This is a genomic window from Haloferax massiliensis, from assembly GCF_001368915.1.
Taxonomy (GTDB): domain Archaea; phylum Halobacteriota; class Halobacteria; order Halobacteriales; family Haloferacaceae; genus Haloferax; species Haloferax massiliensis.
The window spans coordinates 46892-70680 of record NZ_CSTE01000004.1 but is presented as its reverse complement, the minus strand read 5'-3'; the positions used below and the strand labels follow the sequence as shown (position 1 = coordinate 70680).

At 59.2% G+C, this 23789-nt stretch carries 18 protein-coding genes and 4 pseudogenes; 6 read left to right on the top strand and 16 right to left on the bottom strand.

Annotated features, from left to right (window positions below):
* Positions 1–65 precede the first annotated feature (65 nt).
* The 3 genes and pseudogenes from BN996_RS15585 to BN996_RS19810 form a co-directional block, all read right to left on the bottom strand.
* Positions 66–920, bottom strand: a complete 855-nt coding sequence (locus BN996_RS15585) for an MBL fold metallo-hydrolase (RefSeq protein ID WP_042663117.1) — start codon at positions 918–920, stop codon at positions 66–68.
* A 94-nt stretch (positions 921–1014) separates the two neighbouring features.
* A pseudogene (locus tag BN996_RS15580) lies at positions 1015–1360 on the bottom strand (RNA-guided endonuclease InsQ/TnpB family protein); the annotation flags it as partial.
* A gap of 14 nt (positions 1361–1374) precedes the next feature.
* Positions 1375–1437 (bottom strand): annotated as a pseudogene (locus BN996_RS19810) (IS200/IS605 family transposase); the annotation flags it as partial.
* Between the two features lie 365 nt (positions 1438–1802).
* Here BN996_RS19810 and BN996_RS15575 point away from each other — a divergent pair.
* Positions 1803–2570 carry a DUF7847 domain-containing protein gene (locus tag BN996_RS15575; protein WP_226908768.1) on the top strand — a complete coding sequence of 256 codons (768 nt, stop codon included), beginning with the start codon at positions 1803–1805 and terminating at the stop codon, positions 2568–2570.
* Between the two features lie 418 nt (positions 2571–2988).
* Here the strand turns inward: BN996_RS15575 and BN996_RS15570 are convergent, their stop codons facing one another.
* Positions 2989–3312 (bottom strand): DUF7521 family protein, encoded by a 324-nt coding sequence (locus tag BN996_RS15570; protein WP_042663115.1) that lies wholly within the window; start codon positions 3310–3312, stop codon positions 2989–2991.
* A gap of 1 nt (position 3313) precedes the next feature.
* Positions 3314–3661 (bottom strand): winged helix-turn-helix domain-containing protein, encoded by a 348-nt coding sequence (locus tag BN996_RS15565; protein ID WP_042663114.1) that lies wholly within the window; start codon positions 3659–3661, stop codon positions 3314–3316.
* 226 nt (positions 3662–3887) lie between these two features.
* On the opposite strand from BN996_RS15565, the gene BN996_RS15560 reads away from it, so the two are divergent.
* Positions 3888–4835 carry a DUF7847 domain-containing protein gene (locus tag BN996_RS15560; protein WP_089780633.1) on the top strand — a complete coding sequence of 316 codons (948 nt, stop codon included), beginning with the start codon at positions 3888–3890 and terminating at the stop codon, positions 4833–4835.
* 1009 nt (positions 4836–5844) lie between these two features.
* Here BN996_RS15560 and BN996_RS15550 read toward each other — a convergent pair.
* The 7 genes and pseudogenes from BN996_RS15550 to BN996_RS15525 form a co-directional block, all read right to left on the bottom strand.
* Positions 5845–8025, bottom strand: a complete 2181-nt coding sequence (locus tag BN996_RS15550) for a hybrid sensor histidine kinase/response regulator (protein ID WP_089780628.1) — start codon at positions 8023–8025, stop codon at positions 5845–5847.
* A 154-nt stretch (positions 8026–8179) separates the two neighbouring features.
* Positions 8180–9076, bottom strand: coding sequence for a cytochrome P450 (locus BN996_RS15545; RefSeq protein WP_264371814.1), 897 nt, complete (start codon positions 9074–9076; stop codon positions 8180–8182).
* A gap of 121 nt (positions 9077–9197) precedes the next feature.
* Positions 9198–9458 (bottom strand): annotated as a pseudogene (locus BN996_RS20695) (cytochrome P450); the annotation flags it as partial.
* Between the two features lie 110 nt (positions 9459–9568).
* Positions 9569–10351 (bottom strand): helix-turn-helix transcriptional regulator, encoded by a 783-nt coding sequence (locus tag BN996_RS15540; RefSeq protein ID WP_089780626.1) that lies wholly within the window; start codon positions 10349–10351, stop codon positions 9569–9571.
* Positions 10352–10424: 73 nt separating this feature from the next.
* The gene (locus tag BN996_RS15535) at positions 10425–11357 is read right to left on the bottom strand and encodes a UbiA family prenyltransferase (protein ID WP_167344152.1); all 933 of its coding nucleotides are present in this window, start codon (positions 11355–11357) and stop codon (positions 10425–10427) included.
* Between the two features lie 269 nt (positions 11358–11626).
* Positions 11627–12757, bottom strand: coding sequence for a VIT1/CCC1 transporter family protein (locus BN996_RS15530; protein WP_089780622.1), 1131 nt, complete (start codon positions 12755–12757; stop codon positions 11627–11629).
* A gap of 92 nt (positions 12758–12849) precedes the next feature.
* The gene (locus BN996_RS15525; protein ID WP_052367865.1) at positions 12850–13260 is read right to left on the bottom strand and encodes a DUF5518 domain-containing protein; all 411 of its coding nucleotides are present in this window, start codon (positions 13258–13260) and stop codon (positions 12850–12852) included.
* A gap of 1225 nt (positions 13261–14485) precedes the next feature.
* Between BN996_RS15525 and BN996_RS15515 the strand changes: the two genes are divergently transcribed.
* Positions 14486–15763: a Cdc6/Cdc18 family protein gene (locus BN996_RS15515; RefSeq protein ID WP_042663107.1), complete on the top strand. Its 1278-nt coding sequence runs from the start codon at positions 14486–14488 to the stop codon at positions 15761–15763.
* A gap of 227 nt (positions 15764–15990) precedes the next feature.
* Positions 15991–16248 (top strand): annotated as a pseudogene (locus BN996_RS20545) (hypothetical protein); the annotation flags it as partial.
* A 606-nt stretch (positions 16249–16854) separates the two neighbouring features.
* Here the strand turns inward: BN996_RS20545 and sfsA are convergent.
* Together sfsA and BN996_RS15500 are read right to left on the bottom strand one after the other, a co-directional pair.
* On the bottom strand, positions 16855–17595 hold the full coding sequence (gene sfsA / locus BN996_RS15505) for a DNA/RNA nuclease SfsA (RefSeq protein ID WP_089780618.1): 741 nt from the start codon (positions 17593–17595) through the stop codon (positions 16855–16857).
* A 100-nt stretch (positions 17596–17695) separates the two neighbouring features.
* Positions 17696–18346, bottom strand: a complete 651-nt coding sequence (locus BN996_RS15500) for a ribonuclease HI family protein (protein WP_089780616.1) — start codon at positions 18344–18346, stop codon at positions 17696–17698.
* Between the two features lie 745 nt (positions 18347–19091).
* On the opposite strand from BN996_RS15500, the gene BN996_RS15495 reads away from it, so the two are divergent.
* The gene (locus BN996_RS15495) at positions 19092–20684 is read left to right on the top strand and encodes an FGGY-family carbohydrate kinase (protein WP_042663101.1); all 1593 of its coding nucleotides are present in this window, start codon (positions 19092–19094) and stop codon (positions 20682–20684) included.
* The gene (locus BN996_RS15490; RefSeq protein WP_089780615.1) at positions 20677–21756 is read left to right on the top strand and encodes a DUF7973 family transport facilitator; all 1080 of its coding nucleotides are present in this window, start codon (positions 20677–20679) and stop codon (positions 21754–21756) included. The genes BN996_RS15495 and BN996_RS15490 overlap by 8 nt, the downstream gene beginning before the upstream one ends.
* Positions 21757–21943: 187 nt before the next feature.
* On the opposite strand, the gene BN996_RS15485 is transcribed toward BN996_RS15490, so the two are convergent.
* Positions 21944–22747, bottom strand: a complete 804-nt coding sequence (locus BN996_RS15485; protein ID WP_042663097.1) for an inositol monophosphatase family protein — start codon at positions 22745–22747, stop codon at positions 21944–21946.
* A 127-nt stretch (positions 22748–22874) separates the two neighbouring features.
* Positions 22875–23588, bottom strand: coding sequence for a ThuA domain-containing protein (locus BN996_RS15480; RefSeq protein ID WP_089780613.1), 714 nt, complete (start codon positions 23586–23588; stop codon positions 22875–22877).
* Positions 23589–23789 lie beyond the last annotated feature (201 nt).

The following is a 23789-nucleotide window of genomic DNA, read 5'->3' as shown; positions in this document are numbered from 1 at the left end:
CTTGGGGTGGGGACGCCGCGCGACGTCGCCGTGAGGGCAGAAGAATGCGGTGACGGGTTGGAGATTCACTCACCGCCGAGGCGCGCCGGTGGGACGACACCCGGCCGGCCGAGTCGGAAGCGATCACCGACTTCGACCTCCTCGATCACGTGCGGGTACTCGAACGTCGTCGCGGCCTTCGAGAGTGCGCCGGGGTCGGCGTGAATCGACCGCCAGCGCCGCCAGTGCTCGGGAATCAGGCGGTCGATGCCGAGCGCGTTCGCGGCCTCGACGATCTCGTCCGCGTCGTTGTAGAGTTTGCGCGTGACGACCTCGCCGTCTTCGACGAGGCGGGCGTCGGTGCCGTAAGATAGCATTCCGAGGTCGATGTCGAACTCCGAACCGGTCTCGTGGAACGCCTCACAGGGTCGGTTGTCGCCGCCGTGAAAGACGGTGCCCGTCTCGTGCTCGATAACGTACGTCACCGTGCCGTCCGCGTCTGGGTCGTACCCGCCTCTGACGTGGACCGTGAGGTCGCCGACCTCGTAGCTGTCGCCGGGTTCGACGACCGTCCGCTTCGCCTCGTCGATTGCGCTCACGTCGAAGTTCTCGTAACACTCGGCGGGCGCGTGGACGGAGCCGCCGTGGTCGAGGAGCGGCCCGAACGAGGGCGGCCAGAAGTGGTCGCGGTGGTCGTGGGTGCAGAAGACCGCGTCGCAGGCGTCCGCCCACTGCGGCTCCATCGGCACCGGCGACATCCGCGCGACGTACTCGCGGTCCCGCTCGGTACTGAAGTAGGGGTCGATGTAGATGGCGGTCTCCGGCGTCCGTATCGCCCAGCCGGCGACCCCGAGATACCACAGCGAGACCCCTTCCTCGACGTCGACGCCGTTGAGTTCCTCCCGGGCCCACCATTCGCCCCAGTCGCTCGTAATCGTCATCGTACGCTCCGCGCCGCGCTGCCGGGTTCGCCGTGATCGTACATGTGACAGCGGTCCGCACGGGACCTGTAAAAACTTCCGGCGCGGCGAACACGCACCCCGATGCTGACCCGAACAACGGCTTCTCCGTCGAGACGCCACGTGACGCACACTCTTTCGTCGTCCCTCTCGGGTTGACCGCTACGAAGTGCGTCCCCTCGCGCTCGCACTTATTCCAGTAGCGAGAGGAACGTCCGCCACGCGGCAGAGGCGGTGTTGCGGCTGTTCAACGGCGACTCCATCATCCCCTTCACGTTCAAGTCCTCAACCGCCACGAGGTCGTACTCCCGAGCGTAGCAGTTCGAGAGCTTGTGCAAGACGTCACGGCGCTTCCGTCGGAGATCCGCATGATACTCCGCAACCCGACGCCGTTGTTTCTTGTAGTTGTTCGACCCGTGTTGCTACAGTTGCCTACAAGCTCGACACCATAGTTGTCCGTGAACCCGCTGATGACCTCGTGAATGAATTGGGTTCGGTCAATAATACCCTACTGCATAGACACTCCGACTGCGCGGGCCTGTGGGCTTGCCACCGAATTGTGTATGAGAACTGTGCAGCGTTGACGAGACGCTTGCGTCTCGTCCGCACACAAGAGCTCTGCTCTTGTGAACGCTGTATCCCCCCGATCGCGCCTCCCATTCGGTCGGCGCTCGCTGAGGAAGGGGGCTTAGCGCCTCAATTCAGCTAAACTGAACCGTATCATGTGACAGTACTCACGTCGAGACCGTTCACCTTCCTCCTCGGTGGCGCTCTCCTCCCTCGAAACAACGGCACTGATGACTTATTTTCTGAGCCAGAAAACCAGCGTTGGCGGTTATACCATCGGGCCTCTTTCTCTCACCCATGGGAGTCCTCCAAGCCCTCAGACGGACACCGGGTGCGCTCAAGCGTGCTCCGGGTCTGTTGGTCCCACAACTGATCGTGTTCGTGCTGCTAGTACCCCAACTGCTGTTGCAGTCGTCGTACCCACTCATCTCGACGTTCTACTCGTTGGGCATCTCCGCAGTTCTCCTCCTCGTGACACCCTTCATCCAGGGCGGCATGTTCGGGATGGCGGACGAGGCCCTTACCACCCGCAGCTCGCTATCACGTTTCATCGCCGACGGGAAGGCCAACTATCTCTCGTTGCTGATCGCCTACGTACTCTTGCTCGTCGTCAACGGTGTCATCGGTGCAGTCGGCGTTGCGGCTGGCTTCGGGGCGTTCCTGGCTCACGGCTCCATCGGGACGGTGTTTATCGGTCTGGTGGCCATTGCGGGGTTCCTGTATCTCGCCGTGGCGTTCTTCGTCCAGTTCTACGGCCAGGCCATCGTCATCGACGGTGCGTCCGCAATCGACTCGTTCAAGCGGAGTTATCGCGTCGTCCGGGAGAACCTTCTGGCGACGTTCGGTTACATGCTTCTCACAATGGTCATCGGCGCGCTTTCCGGCGGTGTCTACGCCGGCGTCTCGCTCTTGGCTAGTCCCGAGGCTGCTTCGACGGCTGGCCTGCCGACGCTCTCGACGCCCCTACTCATCGTCGTGGGGGTCCTCGCGGCGGTCATCGGTAGCGTCGCGTCGGCGTTCATGCTCACGTTTTCCGTCGCCGTCTACGACGAACTGACCGGGTGAACTACGGCGCACTACGCAGCCGTTCGTTCGCCCTCAAGAACTCTGTTCCCGTCTGGTGGAACAGATTATTGATCTTCTCAGCGTAGCGGTTTCGACGGATTTCCTGTCTCGAAAGCGCGCATCGGCCGCAAGATGTGTATTGCGACGAACGAACTTTGGCCGTGTCCCGCGACGTTGCCATTTCATGGAAGGTGTTTGCTTTCTTCGTTCTCTTTCCACCGGCGGCTATCGTTGCGATTGTGTTCTTTCCGTTGACGTGGCCGTCTCGTACTGTCTATAACTGAGACAAATCTCTCAAGAGACACGTTCTCTGTCTGTCGGACGACTTCCGGGAGTATCACCTGTTGGTGGATACAACGACGCCACATCTCCGCGACTACAGGCACTATCGAGCGGAACTCGAATCGATAGCAGCGGCTCAGGATCGGCTATAAAGCGAATAGAGGATACAGACCAGCCCGACGACTTCGATGAGTCTGTTCAGTATGGGGGCGTAGTACGTGTACACAACCGGGCCGAACCCGAGCGCGGTTCCGGCCGATGCGACCGTCAACGATACCACGAACGGCACGACCGTGAGGAGGACCAGTCCGACCGCGAGCCACAGCATCGGCTGGCTTCGATTGCGTCGGTACCCGCGGTAGGCTTGAAAGACGATGGCAAGGCTGAGAACCAACGCCAGCAACGTCACCGCCAGCAACACGAGGTAGTTCACGTACAGGTCCATGCTGGGTTGAACCATCTCAGATTCCCTCCCAGAGGTCGGTGAAGCGGTCGGCCGGGTCTTCGGCCCGCCCCGTGTCGAGACTCACTGAGATGTCTCCCTCGTCCACTTCGACGGTGAGACTGTCGAGTCGTGCCTCAAAGATGCTGTAGTGGTGGCCGTTCTCACCGATTTCGGTCCGTTCTGCGAGTAAGTCACAGTTGATGAGCCTCTCCGTGCGCCGGTATATCGTGGGCAGGGAGGCATCACATCGATCGCTCAAGGTTTTGGCGGACATCGGTTCGATGCTCGTCTGAGCGAGGATTGCACGCGCGTACTCGTCATCGAGGAGCGCGAAGATTTCCTCGGTGGAGGGATCCTCACTCACGTCGGATACTTCAGGGCGGAGTAATTAATACCCTCTACTCTTTTTCCAAACCAGAAAGTCGACGGCCCCAATTTAGCGTCTCGCTGTCATCGTCCCACGTGCCGGTCCCCGTACCGGCCCTCCTGCCATTGCTCCAAGCCCCGGGCCTGCACCCCCCGCACGCGATATTTTCCGAACCAGAAAAGCACCCCTGGGTTTGAACTCACGGCACGAAGAATCGCGGTGCATGGTCCTCCACGTCCGACAGATCGTGTCCGACGGACTCGGACGCGTTCTCACGCGAAATGGCGCGCTCCTCATGACGACCTTCTTCGTTGCAACCGTTCTCCAAAGCGTGTTTGTCTGGCTGTTGGCGACCACGTACGTCCCGCTCGGGATGCCAGGAGCGGCGTCACCACCAGGGACGCCGGCACCCGGGACGGCCCTCCCGTCGCTGGTATCAGCGAGCGCCGCACTCCTCGGCGGGCTCACTGGGGGCGTGCTGACGGTACCGATACAGATCGTTGCGGTTCGCTCGCTCGTCGACGACGGACGCGATCACCTCCCGGAACAGCTGGTGTTTCGAAATCTTGGATGGGCGACACTGCGGCTGTTCATCGCCACGCTACTCAGGGTGCTGGCCATGTTCGTTCTGGTATTCCTCGTCATGATAGTCGTCGTCCTCGGGGCTATCGGGGTCTTCACCGTGCTTCCCGAATCACTGCAGACGACACTCGTCGGTGCGTGGTACACACCTATCCTCGTTGTTCCAGCGATATTGGTGGTTCTGCTGCCAGTCGGGGTCGTCCTGTTGACGTTTGCGTTTGTCGACCAAGAGATCGCCGTTCGCGACGCGACAGTCCCGACGGCATTCGTCCAAAGTTGGCGCACCGTCGCTGGGAACCGCCTCCGACTGGGTGCAGCCCTCATCGTTCCCTACGGAATCAATATGGCGTTCAGTATGTTTCTCGGACAGGTCATGCCGGATGCGACGTTCAGTTCACCGACCTTCTTACTCACTCAGGTGGCACTCTCGGTGGAGTCTTCGGTCATCTCGATCGTCATTCTCGGTATTACCTCGCAGGCGTGGATCCAACTAACCGGTGTTGACGGTCCGCTAGACGACTACTGGGCTGGTGGGACAGAGGATTCAAAGCTCTCTGGCGAGGGAGCAACAAAGAACGCGGTCGAGTGAACTGATAGAGAGCGTCTCGACGAGCGGGTGTTCGAGCCGTCGAGTGTGAAATGTACTCCTTCGTTTGATTCGAGGCGGTTCCAAGTGCGAGTGATGAATTGTTGTGAAGCCAAGGCTAACACCGAAACCGCGACGGCACGGAACCAAAGCGGACTGCCCCACTCGAAGCATCTATTTTCGTCGCTGCCGCGCTAGCGAGATAGCCAGCGAAGAGCCCACCCCAGAACACCATGTTGAGCGAGAACTCGCTGCCCAGTCCCGACTGCCAGTAGTGACCTGTCACGAACGCGTCCAAGACGCTGAATACAGGGCTTGCCGGCTCGGGTGTTCTCCCCAGCGATTTCAGCCTCCTGTCCCGCATCAGCACACGACCGAGATCACGATTGCTCCGACCGTCCAGTATCGCTGTTCGATTCGTCGTCGACGACGCGGCTGACACCTATTGCGTCGAGTACACACCGCTGTCCGGCGGTGTGGTGACTGACGAATGGACTGTATTCGGGGGGTGTCGGAGTGCAAACAGGCTTGTAGCTGCAACACGTGAGAAATTCACAATGTCATGATCCCGAACTGGCAACTTCTTCTATCTGTAATTGCCATCGTGTTTGGTTATGCCGCCAGTGGGCTAATCCAGAATAATCGAATAGCTGACGTTGTATATCGGGTTTTACTCAGTGTCGGGATACTTTCGGCAATATACGTACTTATAATATATTGAAGTCCTGCAAACAATCGATACTGTGTTGAGAAACGTGCTGGAATGTTCCCACAGATTCGCGCTGTACAATAGCCGTCCGCGATTCTGGTTGTATAACAGTAGACCCGATTTCACGGGTGACTGTTGCACGTGACAACGTTGCTTACTAACCAGGAGAATACCGCGCTGTTCGTCAAATGAGCTGACAACGTCGTCGACGCGATGCGACAATGTCCGGTGAGATCGAGGGCTACTGGTAGGAGTCCTGGATAGAGGGTGACGTCTTCTTACAAATCGGAGAGACCGATGATGTTAGTAGCGGCCACCCTCTCTTGTCCCGGGCCTCGGAAGGGTTATCTGTACTTCATTCCCCTGCTCTACACTTTCGAACGAGATGGTGCCGTTGGATTCAGATATTAACCAGTAAGCGAGCCACAGGCCGAGTCCTCGGCTATGCGAGAGTTGGTCGATCTCAACGCCCCCACGCAGCACAGACTTCTCAAGTTCGGGAATGAACGGATTGTTGTCACGGACTGTGATCGTAGTCTCCTCTGAGGTCGAGTGTATTGAAACAACTACCTGAGTCGAGTCACGGCTGTGCATCACAGCGTTCTCGATTACTTCAGCGACCGCTCGGTCAATATCAGCGACTGCCAAGACCTGCGCCTCAGAACGAATCTGCGTGGTTATCTCAGCACCGGAGAACTTCGTCTGAAGTCCTTCAACAATATCCTGAACTCGTTCTGCGATCTCGATTGGCTGTTGTTCGTGGTTCTCCCGGACTAACTCCACGATCCGTTTTTCTTTTGCAGACAGTTCTAATAGATCACGCCCAGCTTGTGCAATCCCGGCTGCCTGTTGGCTCGTTTCCTCTGGGGCGTTCGAAGCAATCGTCTCTGCGAATCCCAAAATGACATTCATCTTATTTTGGAGGTTGTGCCGGAAAATCCGCTCAAGGACCTGTAGTTGCCGATCTCGGGTCTTTATCTCTGTGATGTCGGTATAGTGCTCGATTCGGCCACCTCGGTATAGCCCTCCTCGGATGGGGTGACTCCAGTGTCTGAGCCAACGCCACCCATCGGTAGTTTCGTCCCGGATTTTACACTCAAACTGTTCGGTGTCTGTATTGTCTGTATACGTGTGGAGCACCCTCTCGGCGAACTGTTCCGGCTGTGCGAATTTCTGCATTAGTTGGTCTTCAATGAGAGAAGCCTGGTCTTTCCCGAGGATGTCCTCGCGGTCTACCCCGAAGGACTCCTCAATGGCGTGGTTAATCCACACAACGTTAAACTCCTCGTCGAGGATGAATGTTCCAACTGAGGACGTGTCTAGCACGTCCTCGATTAGCGTCTCGTACCTGGCCTCACTTTCCGCCAGTTCTCGCCGTTGCTGTTCCCGCTCAGTAACGTCCCGGAGAATAGAGAGATGCTCGCCTGGGACGATATCTGTCGTGGCTTCGTACTCGACGAGTCGAATCGCGCCATCTGGTCGCTGAAGGGGGAACAGCCCCGTTTTGTGATCTATTGATTGGAATTCATCCCAGGCTTCCTCGACATCGAAGTCGGGGGCCGCGAACTCCGCGACGTTCCTTCCCAAGAGTACCTCCTCCTCCAGTCCGAACAATTCGCAGGCAGCGTCATTTACAGAGATATACGTTCCCTCGTCATCCGCGATGACCATCGCATCAAAGGAGTCCTCAAATACGGCCTGAAATCGACGTTCCCGCTCCTTCAGTCGCGAGATATCTCGCACTGCACCCATCACCCGAATCACGTCTCCGTTTGCGTTGAAGATCGGTTCACTCACACCACGGACCCACCGGATTCCACCATTCGGTGGTTGGACTCGATATTCGATGTCCGTCGGCTCTCCCCCCGATAACTTCTGCATAGACTCAACGGCGATCTCCCGATCGTCAGGATGGATGTAGTCGAGGAACGATTGCGGCTTTTCTCGAAGCTCTTCGATTGAACCACCCCAAATGACCTCATAAGATGAATTGATATACAGGAGCTCACTCCAATTGCTCGTGAACATATAGTAGATATCGTTCACTCTTTCTTTCGCTTCTCGCCACCCCGACTCGACAGAGCCGACAATTTGTTCAGTCCGGTGGGATTCAACCAGATCTCTGAGTCGATTCGCCAGTATCAGATACTGGGAGTCAATCTGGTTTTTGATGAAATAGTCCGAGACGCCAGCGGAGATCGCTTCACTAGCGATTTGCTCTGACCCCTCCTCAGTAAAGATAATGAAGGGCAGGTCGGGATGGCTTTCACGAACACATCTTAAGAATTCCAGCCCAGTCCGTTCTGGAAGGTCGTACGCTGAGACTATGCAATCGATATCTTTTCTCTTTACCAGACCGAGTGCCTCAGAAGCTGATTGCTCACAAATCACCTCAAACCGGTCGTCTTCGTTCGATATTTGCCGTGCAACTGTTTCCGTCCATTCAGGTTGATCAACACAGAGGAGGGTAGCGGGGCCAATCATAGACCGGTCTACTCACGGTTGGTGCTTCACACATAATATCTGTTTGGTAACAGCTTACAAGGCACAGTCTAGTTAGTGATTCCCTCAACCGGCGTTCGTCCATCGACCGCTTGATGCGGTCTAACTAGACAGTGCCGTACAAACTAGCATGACGTCATCGGTCTCTGAACGTGACGCTAACCGTCTCCGCTGGTTGGGTAGTTAACGACGGAATCACGTTGAGGCTCTCATCGACTGATTTTGTTAATCTAAACTCCCTCAATACATTAATCAAGATCAGTTTTGCTTCTAACCTTGCAAATCTCTCACCTACACATCGGCGTGGACCTGCAGCGAACGGGAAATACGCACCTGTCGGCACTGATTTTTCGAACTCCTTCGACCACCGTTCTGGATTAAACTGTGTCGGTGATTGATACCAACGAGAATCCCGGTGAGCAACCCATTGATTGAGCGCGATAATGGACCCCGATGGGACATGGAACCCGCTCAGTTGGTCGTCCTCGATGGGTTGGCGAAAAATCCCATAGACTGGGGGGTACAAGCGTAGCGACTCCTGTATTACTTTGTCGAGTTCGGAATACTCGTTGTTGTACCCGAAGAAGTAAGAAAACGGCTTCTCTCGGACCTCACGCGCCACAGTCTCTTGGACTTCCGGATGTCGCACCAATAAGTCACCAGTAAACGTGAGCATGAGCGCAGTTGTCTCGTGACCAGCGAGTAACAGCGTCACGATTTCGTCTCTGAGGTCTTTCGTGTCCCAGCCTTCGTCCGACTCAAGGAGATAGTTGAGGACCGTTGGCCCGTCGATATCTCCCGCACGGTGAGCCGCTATTAGGTCCTCGACGGCGGAATCAAGCGTGCTAATCGCACTTCTGTATGCTCCGTTTTCAGGGGTCGGAATCCACTCTGGAAGATACAGGTACGTTTGGCTGATGCGTTCGAAATGTGTTAAGATTCGCTTGAAGGCGGGTTCTAAGTCCCAGTCTTCTGTGGAAAGGTCGACTCCAAAGAGTGCATCCACGATAATATTGAGCGTGAGATGCTTCATCTCCTGTTCTAAGTCGACTGTGTCCCCCGCCGAAATCCGCTCGATCGTCGACAGGGTGTGACGTGATTACTGACTGGTACTCCTCCATCCGTTTTGGATGGAAGACTGGCTCGATCCCTTGGCGCTTTGCCCGCCACTCCTCGCCTCCCGCGATGACAAGCCCACTCCCGAGCAGTGACCTGGTCACCATCTTTTGGAACCCACCTTTCTCGTAGTTCTCACTATTCGTGAGAAGGACCCGTTCGATATCGTCCGGTTCTGTCGGAAGGATGAGTCGCTGCCCAGCAACTCGAAGCTGGACGACTGGACCGTATGCTTCGTTTAATTCCGTGAACCAATCGAGCGGGTCACGACGGAGGAATTGATAGGTGTGCCCGACAATCGGAGGAGAGGGTGGCTCAGGCGGTGTTTCCCGAGTACGCGAGCGGGTATCTGGTGACTCATACGACTACTTCACCTCGTGGAGTCGGGCTTGTTGTCTGCTGCTCATCGTCAATTCTCTACGAGTTGGTACCGAGTCGTATCCGCTTTGAACGACTCATACTGCTCACGCGCCCACTCGACGGCTTCCGATGCGATGTTCGTCAACATTCCCCGTACGCCACCGTGTTGATGGACAGTTATCCCAGCGACCTCCCCGTCTACTCCTTCCATGATCCAGAGTGCGTAGGGGAGTTCGTCATCCGTGACAAGGAGAACCACCCGTCCGGAGTCTATCAATTCAGTAAACGACTCTCGGTAATCAACCAACTCAGACAGAACGCCCTCGGATACGATGATCTCTGCTGTGCATTGCGTCTCTCGAACAGCAGCCTCAACATCGTCGATATATGATTTGAGAACGACAGGTGCAAGGCCGACCATCCTCTCAGACTGTCGCAACCGCGCAGTACTCGAACTGAGCGCAGATTCCGGGAACTGTGGATCTGCCGTCGAGACCGTCACTTGACGAAGGAACACTGACGGGAGCTCTTTCAGATTTGGATTTTTATTTAGTATATCGCTAGCACGCTGCACGTCGTGTATCTTATCGAGATACTCCTGTCGAATATTTAGTGAGGCTCGCCCGAGTGGAGTCGTTCGATATTCTCGATTATGAGACTCGACGCAGTCATACTGGAGTAACTCCGTGATCGCCCGGTCGACGGTCGACCGCGAACAGTCGACTGACTCGACAAGTTCCGGTTTCCGCTGCGGTTGCTCGTTAAGCGTGTGTAAGATCTCAAACCGCTTCGCAAGTACCTTCGAGAAATCAGAACCCATCAAGCCAGTCATGATAATTCTAAGTCAAATTTCGCCAACACTAAAACGTCAGGGTTGGCGCAGTCGATATCCGACATCAAATAAATTATATTAACAGACTGAGTGCGAATGCTGCGTTCAAGAACGTCGCAACGTAGGCCGTATTGAACCGCTGTGCCGTAATGTCTGTTTGTTCTTTCTCGGTCTGTTCTCGTACTCGATAGTAGAGCCACACGTAACGGCCAGCAACGAGAAACATCGCAAACGCACCTCCCAGGGCGTGGAGTATGCCTGCACCAACGCCAGCCATGGCCGTACAGATCGCTGACAGTAGTATGCTCGCTGACACTCCAAGGTTCTGTGTGAACGTCCGAATTCCTGCTTGCCGGTCATAGTACGTATCCGCGGCTTGATGCAGTGTATGATACCCAAACGTATAGAGAAAAATAACACCGAGAGCGGTAGCCGCATACTCAACTGATGGGTCCCCTGCTAGTATGACGAGCGGAAGGACGACGAACCCGACATCGGTACCCGTCGTTACGAGGTGGTTCAGTATCCCTCGCTCCTTAATTCGGGGCGGGTATGAGTATACGAACCCAGATATCGAAAACAGGGCACCGACAGTAGCGAACAGAAGTGACGACGTCTGTAGTGAGACCCACATCCAAAGAAACAGACCAGCTGTGAGTTCAATAACGAGGATAGTATGCGCACTCTCGTATCCGATTTCATCGACTGCGGTCGCGTTCTGTTGTTTCTCAGGATTTTCTTTGTCAACGGCATAATCGTGCAGGACGTCTGCGACTGACGCCTGCATTTTCGTTAGCATCGCCGCACTAAATGTGGCTGAGATCTGTATCAAACTCTCTATTTCGAGGCCTAAATCTAGCCGTGAGCGAGCAATTGCAACGGCGAGGAGGGCATACGCTACGTTATACCCTACTGTTTCAGGCAGTCGATTGATCTGCGAAAACGCCCATACTTTCGTTGAATATCTGCGCTCGGTCTGCCCGTGTTTTGCTAACCATGATGACATTATCATCAAGTGGCCCGCAACATCATATTACCACATTCATTGGTGACATCATCACTGTCTAATAAATTGGAACGAAGGTCCTTCCGAATGTCAACAGTGAACAGTTCCGACAGAGTCAGCGATCTGGCCACTAATTACATACTCCCGGTGAGCGCGCCACCGGTCCCGCGGACGGTCTCGGTCATCGCTTCGAACACATCAGTCGACTCGTCGTACTCCCGCTGCCATACGAGGAGACATGTATGAAATGACAGTTATTTTCGGTCCCGTCAGCTGACCAGCGTCACCCCAATCACGCTCCCGACGCCGTAAGTGAGGACCGCAGCGGCGAGGCCGATACCGACCTGACGCAGTCCGGAAAAGAGCACGGAACGTCCCGTGAGGAGCGTGATTCCCGCCCCGATAACGAACAGGGCAACCGCGCTCAACACGAGGCTCGCACCCACGGCGACCAGTTCGCTCAACACGAAGTACGGAAGTACCGGGACGATGGCTCCAAGCGCGAAGAGGACGAACGACGTGGTGGCTGCTTCCCAAGCAGAGCCACCAAGTTCCTCCGGATTAATTCCCAGTTCCTCGCGAGCGAGCGTGTCCAGCGCCATCTCCTCGTCGGCGATCAACTGCTCGGCCACCTCTCTGGCGCGTTCTTTCGAGAGCCCTTTCGCCTCGTAGATGAGCGCCAGTTCTTCTGCCTCTTCTTCGGGGACTTCGGCGAGTTCTTCGGCCTCGATTCCGATCTGTCGTTGGTAGAGTTCCCGAGAGCTCTGGACGGAGAGCCACTCGCCCATCGCCATCGACCCCGACCCAGCGAGAAGTCCGGCCAAGCCGGTAATCAGAATCGCCGTCGAATCTAATGCCGCGCCGGCGACGCCCATCACGAGACTGAGATTTGAAACGAGACCATCGTTCGCGCCGAGCACTGCGGCACGGAGGGCATTGCCACTGGTCGCTCGGTGGCGGCCTTCGAGTCGGGCGAGGACCTCCCCCTGCGCACCCCGCCCGGGAGCTTCCGCGATGGCCGCTAGGAGACGATCATGCGAGCGTTCGTCGGCCGCCATCCCGGTTCCCATGACCTCCGGTTGGGTCGCGTAGTCGTCCGCGCCGATGGCTTCCCCCGCTTTCATCGAGGAGATCACAAATCCCGGCCCGAATCGACCGGCCAGCCATGCGAGTGTTCTGGCTCTCCGGGACGGGTTGGCTTCTCCCGGGTCGGAACCGGCCTCGCGAATCTTCTCTGTCCAGAAGTCTGCGTGGGCTCGCTCCGCGTCGGCAAGTCGCCGATACACTTCTGCGACCTGCGGTTGCGATTCGGCGTCAGCCATCGCCGCGTAGACCGTCGCACTGTCGAGTTCGTCTTGCCGATTGCGACGATAACGTTCGACATCCTCTGAAGGAGCCATATAGTGTAATCGCGCTGTGAGGACTTAGTGGTGCGCTCAGTACGCCACGGGAGCGTTCTGACCACCGTATACCTCCCCAGCAAGAAGCCGTGCTATCTTGCCTCGTGACCGGGTTCAGACATCGTCGACTCCGTGGAATCGGCGTGCGCGCGAATGTACGCACCCACGTAGCCACCCACCGCGCCCAAGCCGGCGTTCCAGAGCACGCCGAGAGGGACGATGAAAAGCAGGACGACGGCTAGCTCCACACCTCCCGGAACACCGAACCCGCCTGCCGGAGCCGTCCCGAAGAACACGGCGACCCCAAGGCCGAGTACGAGGAGGAACGGGATGCTCGCTATCGCGCCGGAGATGGCCCCAACTCTCGCACCTCCTACCGGAGGTTCGCGCTGAAGGTAGCCAGCCACGGCCCCACCAATCGCCGGCGAGACAGTGGTGAACGCGAGAACGATTGTGACGACAGCACCGATGACTGCGTTTCGAAGCGTCTCTGTCTTGCTCATATGTATCGATTCGTCAACGAGAGAGATATATACGAACGCTCGCTCTCCTGATACGAGATTCACTCACGTCGAAAGCAAGTAGTTCGGCCCGCAGCGAGAGAGACACACAATCAGCGGTGGGGGGGGAATCGAGAGAGCCCCAGAACGAACAACGGAGGACCTTCTCCGAGAGCCAGTCGGTCGCCCAGATGATGTCGCTCGACGTCCTTGGACTCGAACTCCGAAGTAGACGAAACCTGTGGGAACACACACCCCTCGTCCAGAGTGAAAACGGTCGAAAGGGTGGGGATACTGTCCACGGGAAACGGAGGTTTGTGAGGGGAGAAAAACGACGAACCCACGGAGAGAGCCCCTGAGACGGAGATTGGCGACAGAATGTAAATAAAAAAGGCGAGTAACGCTTCGCGAGACACAGACGAATAGCGGCTCGTCTTACTTAGTAGGGAGAATATACTTGGCGGACTATACGGATTTATAGGATATAAAACTTTCATATAATACTAAAGAATGTGACTAGTTGCTGGTTCGAGTCGGTTCTACGGGTGTTCGACAGCAGCGTTCCTACGTCTGACCCGGATTCACGGCGTTTTTAATCGGTCCAGTCGTTCGATTCTCGTCAACCACCGGACTCTCTTCGTTTCAGTTTCACTCTTGACGAGGGGTGGGTGGGTCTCATCTCGTCGTGGTTTGAATGTGATGATTTCCTCGATATTCCATATTCTCGACAGCCGTTAAATTGGTTCAGGATGGGATTGATTCAGAGTAGAGGTTGACGACTGCGATTTACGTCCGTACTCCGACTGGGAATGGGAACCACCCGAACCGCCAGTCGACTCACTTCACGACTGTTTTCACTCTTGACGGGGGGTGTCTGCCGCACGTCAGACGCCGCTCGTGTCCCGCGTTGTGCGATTGTCTGGACTCGGTTTGAGTTACACTCGTGATGAGGGGTGTGTCCGCCGAGGCGATCGGCCGAATCGCGGCGTTTCACTCGGGACGAGGGGTGGCCAGATATTGGCTTCTGTTCGTTTTTCACTCTGGACGAGGGGTGTGTCCTCGTGCGAAGCACCTGCACGGGTGGGCCGTCTTTCACTCTGGATAGCCTCTACCCCTTCTCGACTGACATTGGACACACTGCGCAGTAGGTCTCTGCTACGGGACGATTTACACTCTTGTCGAGGTGGGCGAATAATTAAGTAGCCGGGTAGCGGGATATCTTGTAACGATGGCTAAGGACCCGTCGCAACTCTCCGACTTCGACGACCGGTACGAAGACCCGGCTGAGGATCCGCTGTTCAATATCGAGGGAGACGATCCCGACCGGGTCGATATTTTCACTCGCAAGGAACTCCTGAAGGTCGGTCACGTCCCGGAGAGTGCTCGAATCGTCGGCCGCGATGAGGAAATCAAGGACATCGCCGCGGAACTCAGGCCCATCGTGCAAGACGACCCGCCGAACAACGTCATGATCTACGGCAAGACGGGGACGGGCAAGTCGCTGGTCGCCCGCCATGTTACGGAGCGTGCCCGTAGGGCCGCAGAATCGAACGGTGTCTCGGTCGGGACTGTCTACGTCGACTGTGCACAACACAATACGCAGACGCGCGTTGCCCGTACTGTGACGCGGGAACTCAACAAGACCGAGCGAACTGATTTCGACGTCCCGCGTGCGGGGATTGGCAGTGGTGAGTATTACGATTACCTCTGGGAGATTCTGAACCTCGCCTACGATGCGGTCATCATCATTCTGGACGAGGTCGATCGGCTCGACGACGACGATATTCTGATGCAACTCTCACGGGCCCGTGAGTCCGGGAAAGCCGACTGTCACTTGGGCGTTATCGCGGTGAGTAACAAGATCGAGTACCGCGATCAGTTGAACGAGCGTGTCAAGTCGAGTCTCCGCGAAGAGGAGTTCGTCTTCCAACCCTACGACGCGAATCAACTCCGCGGGATTATGAAGCATCGGCGCGATGCGTTCCACGATGGCGTTCTTTCTGATGACGTCATTCCGCTGACTGCGGCGCTCGCCGCGCAGGAACACGGCGACGCCAGAAAGGCAATCGAAATTCTCCGACACGCGGGCGAACTCGCTGAACGAGAGAACGCCGACCAGGTCGTCGCGGAGCACGTCCGCGATGCCCAAGAGTGGGCGGAAGTCGACCGATTCGAGGAGTTACTTCGCGGATCGACGACCCAAGTTAAGTTCATTCTCTACTCACTCGCGCTGCTGACCGAGGAGAGTTCGAACGAAGACGAGTTCTCGACGAGCCGAATTTACAAGCGATACAAGAACACGACTGAGACGGTCGATGCGAAGGTTCTGAGCGAACACCGCGTCTACGAACTGTTGAAGGAACAGGCGTTCCTCGGCGTCGTAGAGTCGACCCGTACGGGTGGTGGGAGGGGAGAAGGAAGCTATCTGGAGCATCGATTGGTTCAGGACACTGGTATCGTGTTAAAATCCGTGCTCCGCGATAGCCGGCTGGAAGATCTCGCGTAATCCCCCTCTCCTCTCCTCTCCTCTCCTCTCCTCTCCTCTCCTCTCCTCTCCTCTCCGACCGCGCACCCCCGGTCACGAGTGTAAGTCCCGATTTCCCACGCCGGGGACTCGCACCCTGCATGTAAAGTGTAAATGTGCGGAATCTCGCTGGGAGACCCCGTCAAACACGCATATACTGTCTAGGTGACCTGGTTTGGGAAGCGCACTGCGAGCAGGTCGTCCAGTGAATCGGTCATGACGACCGCAGAGTTCGCACCGGGTGCTTTGCGACGGATTTCGAGGAAACTCGGGAGGGCTCGCCGTCCAGCCACACGCGACCGGCTGTTCACTCGGAGACAAAAAGGAATTCATCGATTTATCGGTGTCGAACGGTCTCATCAAAACGTTTGGAAATCATCGCACAGACTGATCGATAGCGGTCACATCCCGCCTGAGGCCAACCGACGCGGGTTGCGGTCGACGAGACCGCTGGCAAAATCAACGGGAGTGGTCTTCGACGTCGAGTTTCACACCCGCGGTTTTCGAGCCGACCGCTTCGACAGTTCCTTGGGTGGGAAGCCACGCGAACGCCTGCAAAAGTTAGCACAGTTTGTGCAATACTATAGCTTCCAACGCCCGCATTACCTCCCGATTATTACTGTGTATATCGTGCAATAATAGCTGGCTCAGATTGATTCATTGGTAAACAAGTAATCGACTCATTCAGATTATCACATCGCGATTAGCCTGCGCTGATATCGGCTGAGAGACGATGATCTATTTAAGCGAGTGTAGCCCACGTACTCGTAAACTATCTCACGGTAAGTGGTCAAAACCCCCGAAATGTGTTGTTATAGTACGTCTCTTCTCTTTCTATAGAGACCACCACGATGTGGTTCAATCTCATAGGTCTGCTCAAAATGTATTGTAAAAGAAATACAATCGTCTGGTCGGGATAAACTGAACTAACGGCCGGTATCGAGATGAGTCGTTCGCGACGGACGCCGACCCACTCACCGCTCAGCGAGTCGCCCCCGGAGGTCGGACGGTCGGTTCCGATTCGGTCGCACCCAAACGAATCGCTTTGCATATCCACACAGACGGACTGGACGCTATTCGGATTCCGAGCGTCCCGCTCGTGACCCGATGTCGACGGGCAGGTCGTCGTTCCGAAGCGAGTAGTGAGGCGGGTCGAACGAGGTCGTAATCGCGTGTACGTCCACCCCGGTCTCCCGTACGCGGGCGAGTAATTCGGCGAACTCCGGGTCGACAGCTTGGTAGGGTCGGAAGCGTTCGACGTCAGGTCGCTGCACCACGAACACTACGTGTGTCTCGTGGCCGTCTTCGGAGAGCGCTTCGAGGCTCCGGAGATGACGCCGACCGCGCTCGGTTTGGCGGTCGGGAAACATGGCGACGCCGTCCTTGACGTGCGTGCAGGATTTGATTTCGACGAAGGCGGTCTCGCCGGCCGGCGTCTCGACGAGAAAATCCGTTCGACCGTACTCCGGTAGCGAAGGCTCGCGTTTCAGGCAACTGTACCCGTCGAACGCGGGGATTGCATCGCGGGCGAGCGCACGCTCGAAGAGGCCGTTCGCAAGCGCCGGGCGGACGCTCACGTACACGCCGTCGACGCGGACGGCGATGGCGTCGTAGTCCGTCGCTCGCTCCGGGTCCTCGACCGGTGAACAGAGAATCTCGTTTCCCGGTTCGACCGTGCCTTCGAGGGCTCCGGGATCTCCGAGGAAGACGCGTTCGGGCGCGTCTTCGAACCGAACGCGGACGACGAACCGATTCGGTCGGTCGACGATAGTCCCGGTGAGTAACTCGCCGTCGATTGTGAGTAGCGGGTCCATGTGTTGTGGATACGATGCGGCCGAGGGAATACCAATCGTTCGCTTCGAGTCTGTGAGAGCGCTCGGGCCGTCCGGGCGTGTCTCTCTTCTGGTTCTCTTATCAGGGTCCAAAGGCTGCGATATCTGAACCGACCGTCGCCAGCGCGTCGGCGGGGTTCGGGTCGCTGTCCGCCAGATGCTCGTACCAGTGGTTCGGAACGCGTGCCAGCGCCGTGGCAATGGCCTCGCTGTACGTCTCGACGCCGGGCTCTGTCGGGTCGTTACCGCCCCAGATATCGCGGATAACGGTCATCGAGTCGATTCGAACCGCTACGCTGTGTGGTTCGTAGCGGGCCAACAGCTCGGAGAGACCGAGTTGGAGGGCGACGTACTCCGCGGTGTTGTTCCCCGCCCGCGAGCCGACGGGGCGACCGAGACGAGCAAGCCGATTTTCTTCCGAGTCCATGACGACAGCGCCCGCTCCGGCGGGACCTGGGTTGCCGCGCGAGCTACCATCGACGTACAGGATGAACGAGCGGTCGGTCGGCTCCGAAATGGGTGGACGGCCGAGGTCCGAGGAGAGTAGCTCTTCGAGTGCCTGACGGAGCTCTGCCGGAGTGGTCGCGGGGTCGAAGAGACCGCCGTAGCCGGGGACCGCGTCGTCGATGAGTTCAGTGGCAACTGCCATCTCGTATCCGACGCCTGCGAGCACCTCGTCGACGAGCGTGGCGAGCGGTGAGAGGTGCTCGGAGGGGAGCGGTTCTCCGCTCACGCCGGCACCACCTCGTTCCGGTCTCCGTTGCCGGGCCTCCCATCCTCGCTCCCGGGTGAGTTCGTCGGTTCGTCGAACACCTGCATACCTCACCTCTGTCGTCGAGCGGGATAATTCCTTCAGTGCTCCGTCGTGGGAGTGAGGTATCGATTGAACCCGCCTGCCCGTCCCGACGATGCCCGACGCGAGCGCCCCGATAACCGGAGGGAACGTCAAGTTGGTGGTCCAGCCATCTCTGCCTCTCGGCGGCCATCCCACTAGTCACCGGCTATCTCGGGTTCAAACGCGCTGACCTGAGCTGGCCGATTAGTCCGGCCGATTAGTCCGGCCGCCTACTCCGACCACCGCCCGAACAGCACTGACAGCGACGGTCCGGCGTGCGATGCTACCGAGTGCGAGCGAGTCGGAGCGGGAGCCCCGGTATCGGACAAAGATTACGCGATTAGCTCTGTAATTCGCTCGCTCCCCATCGGTGCCGCTGGGCCGGTGCGCGTTTCTTCATACTGAAGTGCGTCGCTCTCGAACCGCTGGCTCTCGCCCGGTGGTTCTGAATCGCTGTGTCCGGGTCCGTCGTTAATACCCGCAACGTTGGGGTGTTACGACCGGCTCCAACGGCCGATTCGGAAATAGTGAATGCTGTGTCGATACCGAGTACGACCGGGAAAAGACTAAACGCGGCGTCCGCCCGCCCACAATTCTACAGCAATCCAAACCTATATTAGAATGATAATGATAATGGTCTATTATGGCGCAAGTCATTATCGGCGTAGACGCCGGTACGACAGTGATTAAATCGGTCGCCTTCTCGCTCGACGGCGAGGAGCTACACAAGAGCAGCGTCGAAAACGCGGTCGACCGCCCCGAGTCCGGCTGGGCGGAGCAGTCCATGGTGACGACGTGGAAGAAGACCGCACAGACGCTCAGCGAAGTCGAAGACCAGTTGGACGACGACGACGAGGTCCTCGCGCTCGGCGTCACCGGGCAGGGCGACGGCTGTTGGCTCGTCGACGAGGACGGTGACCCGGTCCGTCCCGCGATTCTCTGGTCCGACGGCCGTGCGAGTTCCGTCGTGCAGGCGTGGCAGCAGTCGGGAGTCTCCGAGCGGGTCTACGACATCTGCGGCGGCACCCAGTTCCCGGGGAGCAGCCTCGTCATCCTCCGGTGGCTCAAGGAGAACGAACCCGAGCGCTACGAGGAGGCCGACACGGTCTTCTACTGCAAGGACTGGCTGAAGTACAAGCTCACCGACGAACTCACCACGGACCCGAGCGACGCGTCGCTCCCGTACGTCGAATCGGAGTCCGCCGAGTACTCCGACGAGGTTCTGGACGTCGTCGGAATGCCGGAGGTCGGCGAGATGCGCCCCGACCTCGTTCCGGGCACCGACGTCGTCGGCGGTCTCACCCGGAACGCGGCGGTCGAAACGGGGCTCCCCGAGGGGACGCCCGTCGTTTCCGGCTTTATCGATATCGCCGCGTCAGCCTTCGGAAGCGGGGCCGCGAACCCGGGCGACGGCTCTTCTATCGTCGGGACGACCTCAGTGAACCAGACGGTTCTCGACGAGGCCCCCGACGACGACGAGCAGACGGGTATCCTGCTGACGCTCGGCGTCGAGGGCGGGCTCTGGACCAAGTTCATGTCCTCGATGACCGGCACGCCGAACCTCGATTGGGCCATCGAGGAGATCATGGACAAGAGCAGTTTCAACCTCGTCGAAGAGGAGGTCGAGTCGATTCCCGTCGGCTCCGACGGCCTCATCTACCACCCGTTCCTCAGCTCCGCGGGCGAGCGCGCGCCCTTCCTCAACCCCAACGCGCGGGCGCAGTTCATGGGTCTGAACCAAGAGCACACGCAGGCACACCTCGTGCGCGCGGTCTACGAGGGCATCTCGCTCGCCATGCGTGACTGTTTCACGCACCTCCCGCAGAACGCCGACGAGGTGTATCTCAGCGGCGGCGGCGCGAACTCGGACTTCTGGTGTCAGATGTTCGCCGACTGCCTGAACGCGACCATCATCATCCCGGAGGGAACCGAGTTCGGCGCGAAGGGAGCCGCGCTCCTCGCCGGCGTCGGCACGGGTGCCTACGACGACCTCCCCGGCGCGGCGGCCACCACGTCGTCCGTCTCGCAGTCGTTCGAACCGCGGCCGAAGAAAGTCCAGCAGTACAGCCGCTGGTACGACGTGTACACCGATGCCTACGAGGCGACGTTCGCGGTCTGGGACGAGCGCGTCGAGGCGCTGGAGGACCTCCGCTACATGTCGCAGTCCGCGGGCGCGAGACCGAACAAGAAGACCGTCGTCGGCAAGGACACCGTGAAAGGGGGATACGATGATTGACCTGTCGTTCCTCTCTTTCGGCATGCTCGTCGCCGCCTTCGCCGGCGGCGCGTTCGGCGCCGCAATCGGCGGTCAACCCGCCTTCATCTTCACCGGCTTCCTCGTTATCGCGGGCGAGGCCGGCAACCTCGCGACCGAGGCCGTCGCCGCTGCCACGAACGCCGACCCGGCGCAACTGAGCGCGCTCGGCCTCACCGGGTCGGTCGCGTTCGGTCCGGTCTTCGGCCCGCACATCAGCTTCGCCGCGGGGGCCGCCGCCTCCGCCTACGCCGCCAAGCGGGGGTACATGGACGCGGAGTTCGACTACCACCCCGCGAAGAACATCAACTACGCGTTCGGCACGAAACCGGACGTGCTCCTCGTCGGCGGACTGTTCGGTATCGCCGGCTACCTGATGACGCAGGTCATGGTCGCGTTCGCCGCGCCGTGGGACCCCGTCGCGATGGCCGTCGTCCTCTCGGCGGCGCTCCACCGCGTCGCGTTCGGCTACGACCTCGTCGGCCAGTCCGCGGAGGGGCGGCTCAACATGCGCCCGTTCGTCGAAGAACGGTTCCGCGACGCGCCCCAGGCCGCCACCGACGGCGGGCAACCGCAGTCGGGGCCGGCGACCCGGTTCCTCGTCGAGCCGTGGCTGCCGCAGCAGTACAAGTGGCTGAACGTCTCTCTGCTCGGACTCGTCGTCGGCGTGCTCGGGGCGTACCTCGGGTACGCGACGGGCAGCGTCTACCTCGGGTTCGGCATCAGCGCCGTCTCGCTCATCTTCTTGAGCATCGGCTTGGAGCACTTCCCCGTCACCCATCACATCACGCTCCCCGCGAGCACGGCGGTTTTCGCGATGGCCCCCGAGGGCGCGGCGGTGAGTTCACTGCCGCTCGCCGAGGTGGTCCTCGTCGGCGCGGGCATGGGCCTCGTCTGCGCGCTGTTCGGCGAACTCTTCCAGCGCGTCTTCTACGCGCACGGAGACACGCACTTCGACCCGCCGGCCGCGGCCATCGTCTTCGGGACGTTCCTCGTCGCGGTCCTCGGCGCGCTCGGCGTGTTCCCGCACACCTCGTGGGTGCCGCCGCTGTGACCGACGCCCGCCCACCGGCCGCGAGACTCGACTGAGACGACGACTCGACTGAGACGACGACTCGACCGATACACCAGACCCGACCGACGCACCAGACCCGACCGCTCTCGACCGACGGGCACCGACGGACTACCGCTCCCAGTCCGCACACCGCGAACGGCTCCCCGCATAGACGACCGCTTCGACGTCAGTGAATCGCTTCGAACGCCGCCTGCGCTGTTTCGAGCACCTCTTCGTGGGCCCGACCGTTCGACGCGACCAGTCCGGGGCGTCCCGGCAACCACTCGTTTCCGCGAATGTCCGTCACGACACCGCCAGCCCGCCGAACGTGGTGTACGCCGGCGACCGTGTCCCACGCGTTGGGGTGCTCGTCGAGGCCGACGACCGCGTCTATCGAGCCGTCGGCGACCCGCGAGAGCGTCAACTGCGTGGTTCCGATTCGGCGGAGTTCGCCGAACCGGCCGAATATCTCGCCGGCGAGCGTCTCGACCGCGGGGCGGTCCTCGGGTCCGAACCGGAGCGTCGAGGCGACGATGAACGCCTCGATATCGCGTTCGTCGTTCACGGTTATCGGGCGACCGTTGCGTTCGATTTCCCCGCCGGTCGCGACGTACGTGTCGCCCGTCGCCGGCGCGACGTTGACGGCGGCCAGCGGTTCCATGTCCTCGACGATGGCGACGCTCGTCACCCACGCGTTCGTCCCGCGGGTGAAGTTCTGCGTCCCGTCGATGGGGTCGATGACCCACGCGTAGCCCGACTCCGGCACGGTCTTTCGCTCGTCTTCCTCCTCGCCGACGACGGCGTCGTCCGGGAACCGCTCCCGAATCGTCGAGATGACCCGACGCTGGGTCTCGCGGTCGATTTCGGTCACGAGGTCGGTCTTGTCGCCCTTCTGTTCGATATCGAAGTCCGTTCTGAAGTGTTCGAAGGCGTACTCCGCCCCGGTCTCTGCGGCCTCTACCGCGACTGCTTCGCGCGAGCGCTTTTCCATACCCGGCTATCCGTTCACGGCGAGAAAAAACCTCGGACGGCGGTCGTTCCTTCCCGAATTCGGTTCGTCCCGTTCCGTCTCGCTCCGTTCCATCCCGTGACGACCCGAGCACCCTCGGCCGCGCCGCTCACTCGACCGGGTCGACCGCGCGGTTCACCGTCGGAACCGCCTCGTCAACGCCCGCGGCTGCCCATCTGACCGCGTTGTCGAGCACCTCTCGCACGACGGGAACCTCGTACACCGGGTAGGTCTCGTGGCCGGGCCGGAAGTAGAATATCCGACCGCTACCGCGCCGGTAGCAACAGCCGGAGCGGAACACCTCGCCGCCCTCGAACCACGACGCGAACACCAGACGGTCGGGCTCGGGGACCGCGAACGGTTCGCCGTACATCTCCGTCTCCGGGACGACAAAGGACTCGTCGAGGCCGTCGGCGATGGGATGGCCGGGGTCGACCACCCACACCCGCTCTCGCTCGCCGGACTCGCGGTACCGGAGCGAACAGGGCGTGCCCATCAGTCGCTTGAACGCCTTCGAGAAGTGCGCGGAGTGCAGCGGGACGAACCCCATGCCGTCGTAGACGTGCTCGCAGACCCGCTCGACGACCGCGTCTTCGACCGCCTGGTGGGCCTTGTGGCCCCACCAGACCAACGCGTCGGTGTCGTCGAGCACCGCATCGGTGAGGCCGTGGTCAGGTTCGTCGAACGTCGCGACACGCACGTCGTGACCCCGCGATTCGAGGGCCTCGGCGAGCACCGCGTGGATGCCGTCGGGGTAGACCGCGGCGACTTCCTCGTCCGTTCGCTCCTGTACGTACTCGTTCCATACGGTCACGGATACCATAGGTCCACTACGCGCGCACCCGGTCTAAAACCTCCGGAATATCGACATGTGGACTGTAACCGCCGCCGCGGCGGTCTCGAAAAGCGAGGCGGGACAGACGCCCCGTGGGTGCCTGCGTGAGCGTTCTCGAACCGCGGTCACGACTCGGACCGGTCGCGTCTCAGGGTCGCGTTCGACGCCGGGTGTCGACCTCCGAGTCCG

Coding starts and splice junctions, on each gene's coding strand:
- BN996_RS15585 (WP_042663117.1), bottom strand. CDS start 920: ATGACGATTACGAGCGACTGGGGCGAATGGTGGGCCCGGGAGGAACTC.
- BN996_RS15480 (WP_089780613.1), bottom strand. CDS start 23,588: ATGGTATCCGTGACCGTATGGAACGAGTACGTACAGGAGCGAACGGAC.
- sfsA (WP_089780618.1), bottom strand. CDS start 17,595: ATGGACCCGCTACTCACAATCGACGGCGAGTTACTCACCGGGACTATC.
- BN996_RS15515 (WP_042663107.1), top strand. CDS start 14,486: ATGGCTAAGGACCCGTCGCAACTCTCCGACTTCGACGACCGGTACGAA.
- BN996_RS15560 (WP_089780633.1), top strand. CDS start 3,888: ATGGTCCTCCACGTCCGACAGATCGTGTCCGACGGACTCGGACGCGTT.
- BN996_RS15575 (WP_226908768.1), top strand. CDS start 1,803: ATGGGAGTCCTCCAAGCCCTCAGACGGACACCGGGTGCGCTCAAGCGT.
- BN996_RS15535 (WP_167344152.1), bottom strand. CDS start 11,357: ATGTCATCATGGTTAGCAAAACACGGGCAGACCGAGCGCAGATATTCA.
- BN996_RS15550 (WP_089780628.1), bottom strand. CDS start 8,025: ATGATTGGCCCCGCTACCCTCCTCTGTGTTGATCAACCTGAATGGACG.
- BN996_RS15545 (WP_264371814.1), bottom strand. CDS start 9,076: ATGAAGCATCTCACGCTCAATATTATCGTGGATGCACTCTTTGGAGTC.
- BN996_RS15525 (WP_052367865.1), bottom strand. CDS start 13,260: ATGAGCAAGACAGAGACGCTTCGAAACGCAGTCATCGGTGCTGTCGTC.
- BN996_RS15495 (WP_042663101.1), top strand. CDS start 19,092: ATGGCGCAAGTCATTATCGGCGTAGACGCCGGTACGACAGTGATTAAA.
- BN996_RS15540 (WP_089780626.1), bottom strand. CDS start 10,351: ATGACTGGCTTGATGGGTTCTGATTTCTCGAAGGTACTTGCGAAGCGG.
- BN996_RS15570 (WP_042663115.1), bottom strand. CDS start 3,312: ATGGTTCAACCCAGCATGGACCTGTACGTGAACTACCTCGTGTTGCTG.
- BN996_RS15530 (WP_089780622.1), bottom strand. CDS start 12,757: ATGGCTCCTTCAGAGGATGTCGAACGTTATCGTCGCAATCGGCAAGAC.
- BN996_RS15490 (WP_089780615.1), top strand. CDS start 20,677: ATGATTGACCTGTCGTTCCTCTCTTTCGGCATGCTCGTCGCCGCCTTC.
- BN996_RS15485 (WP_042663097.1), bottom strand. CDS start 22,747: ATGGAAAAGCGCTCGCGCGAAGCAGTCGCGGTAGAGGCCGCAGAGACC.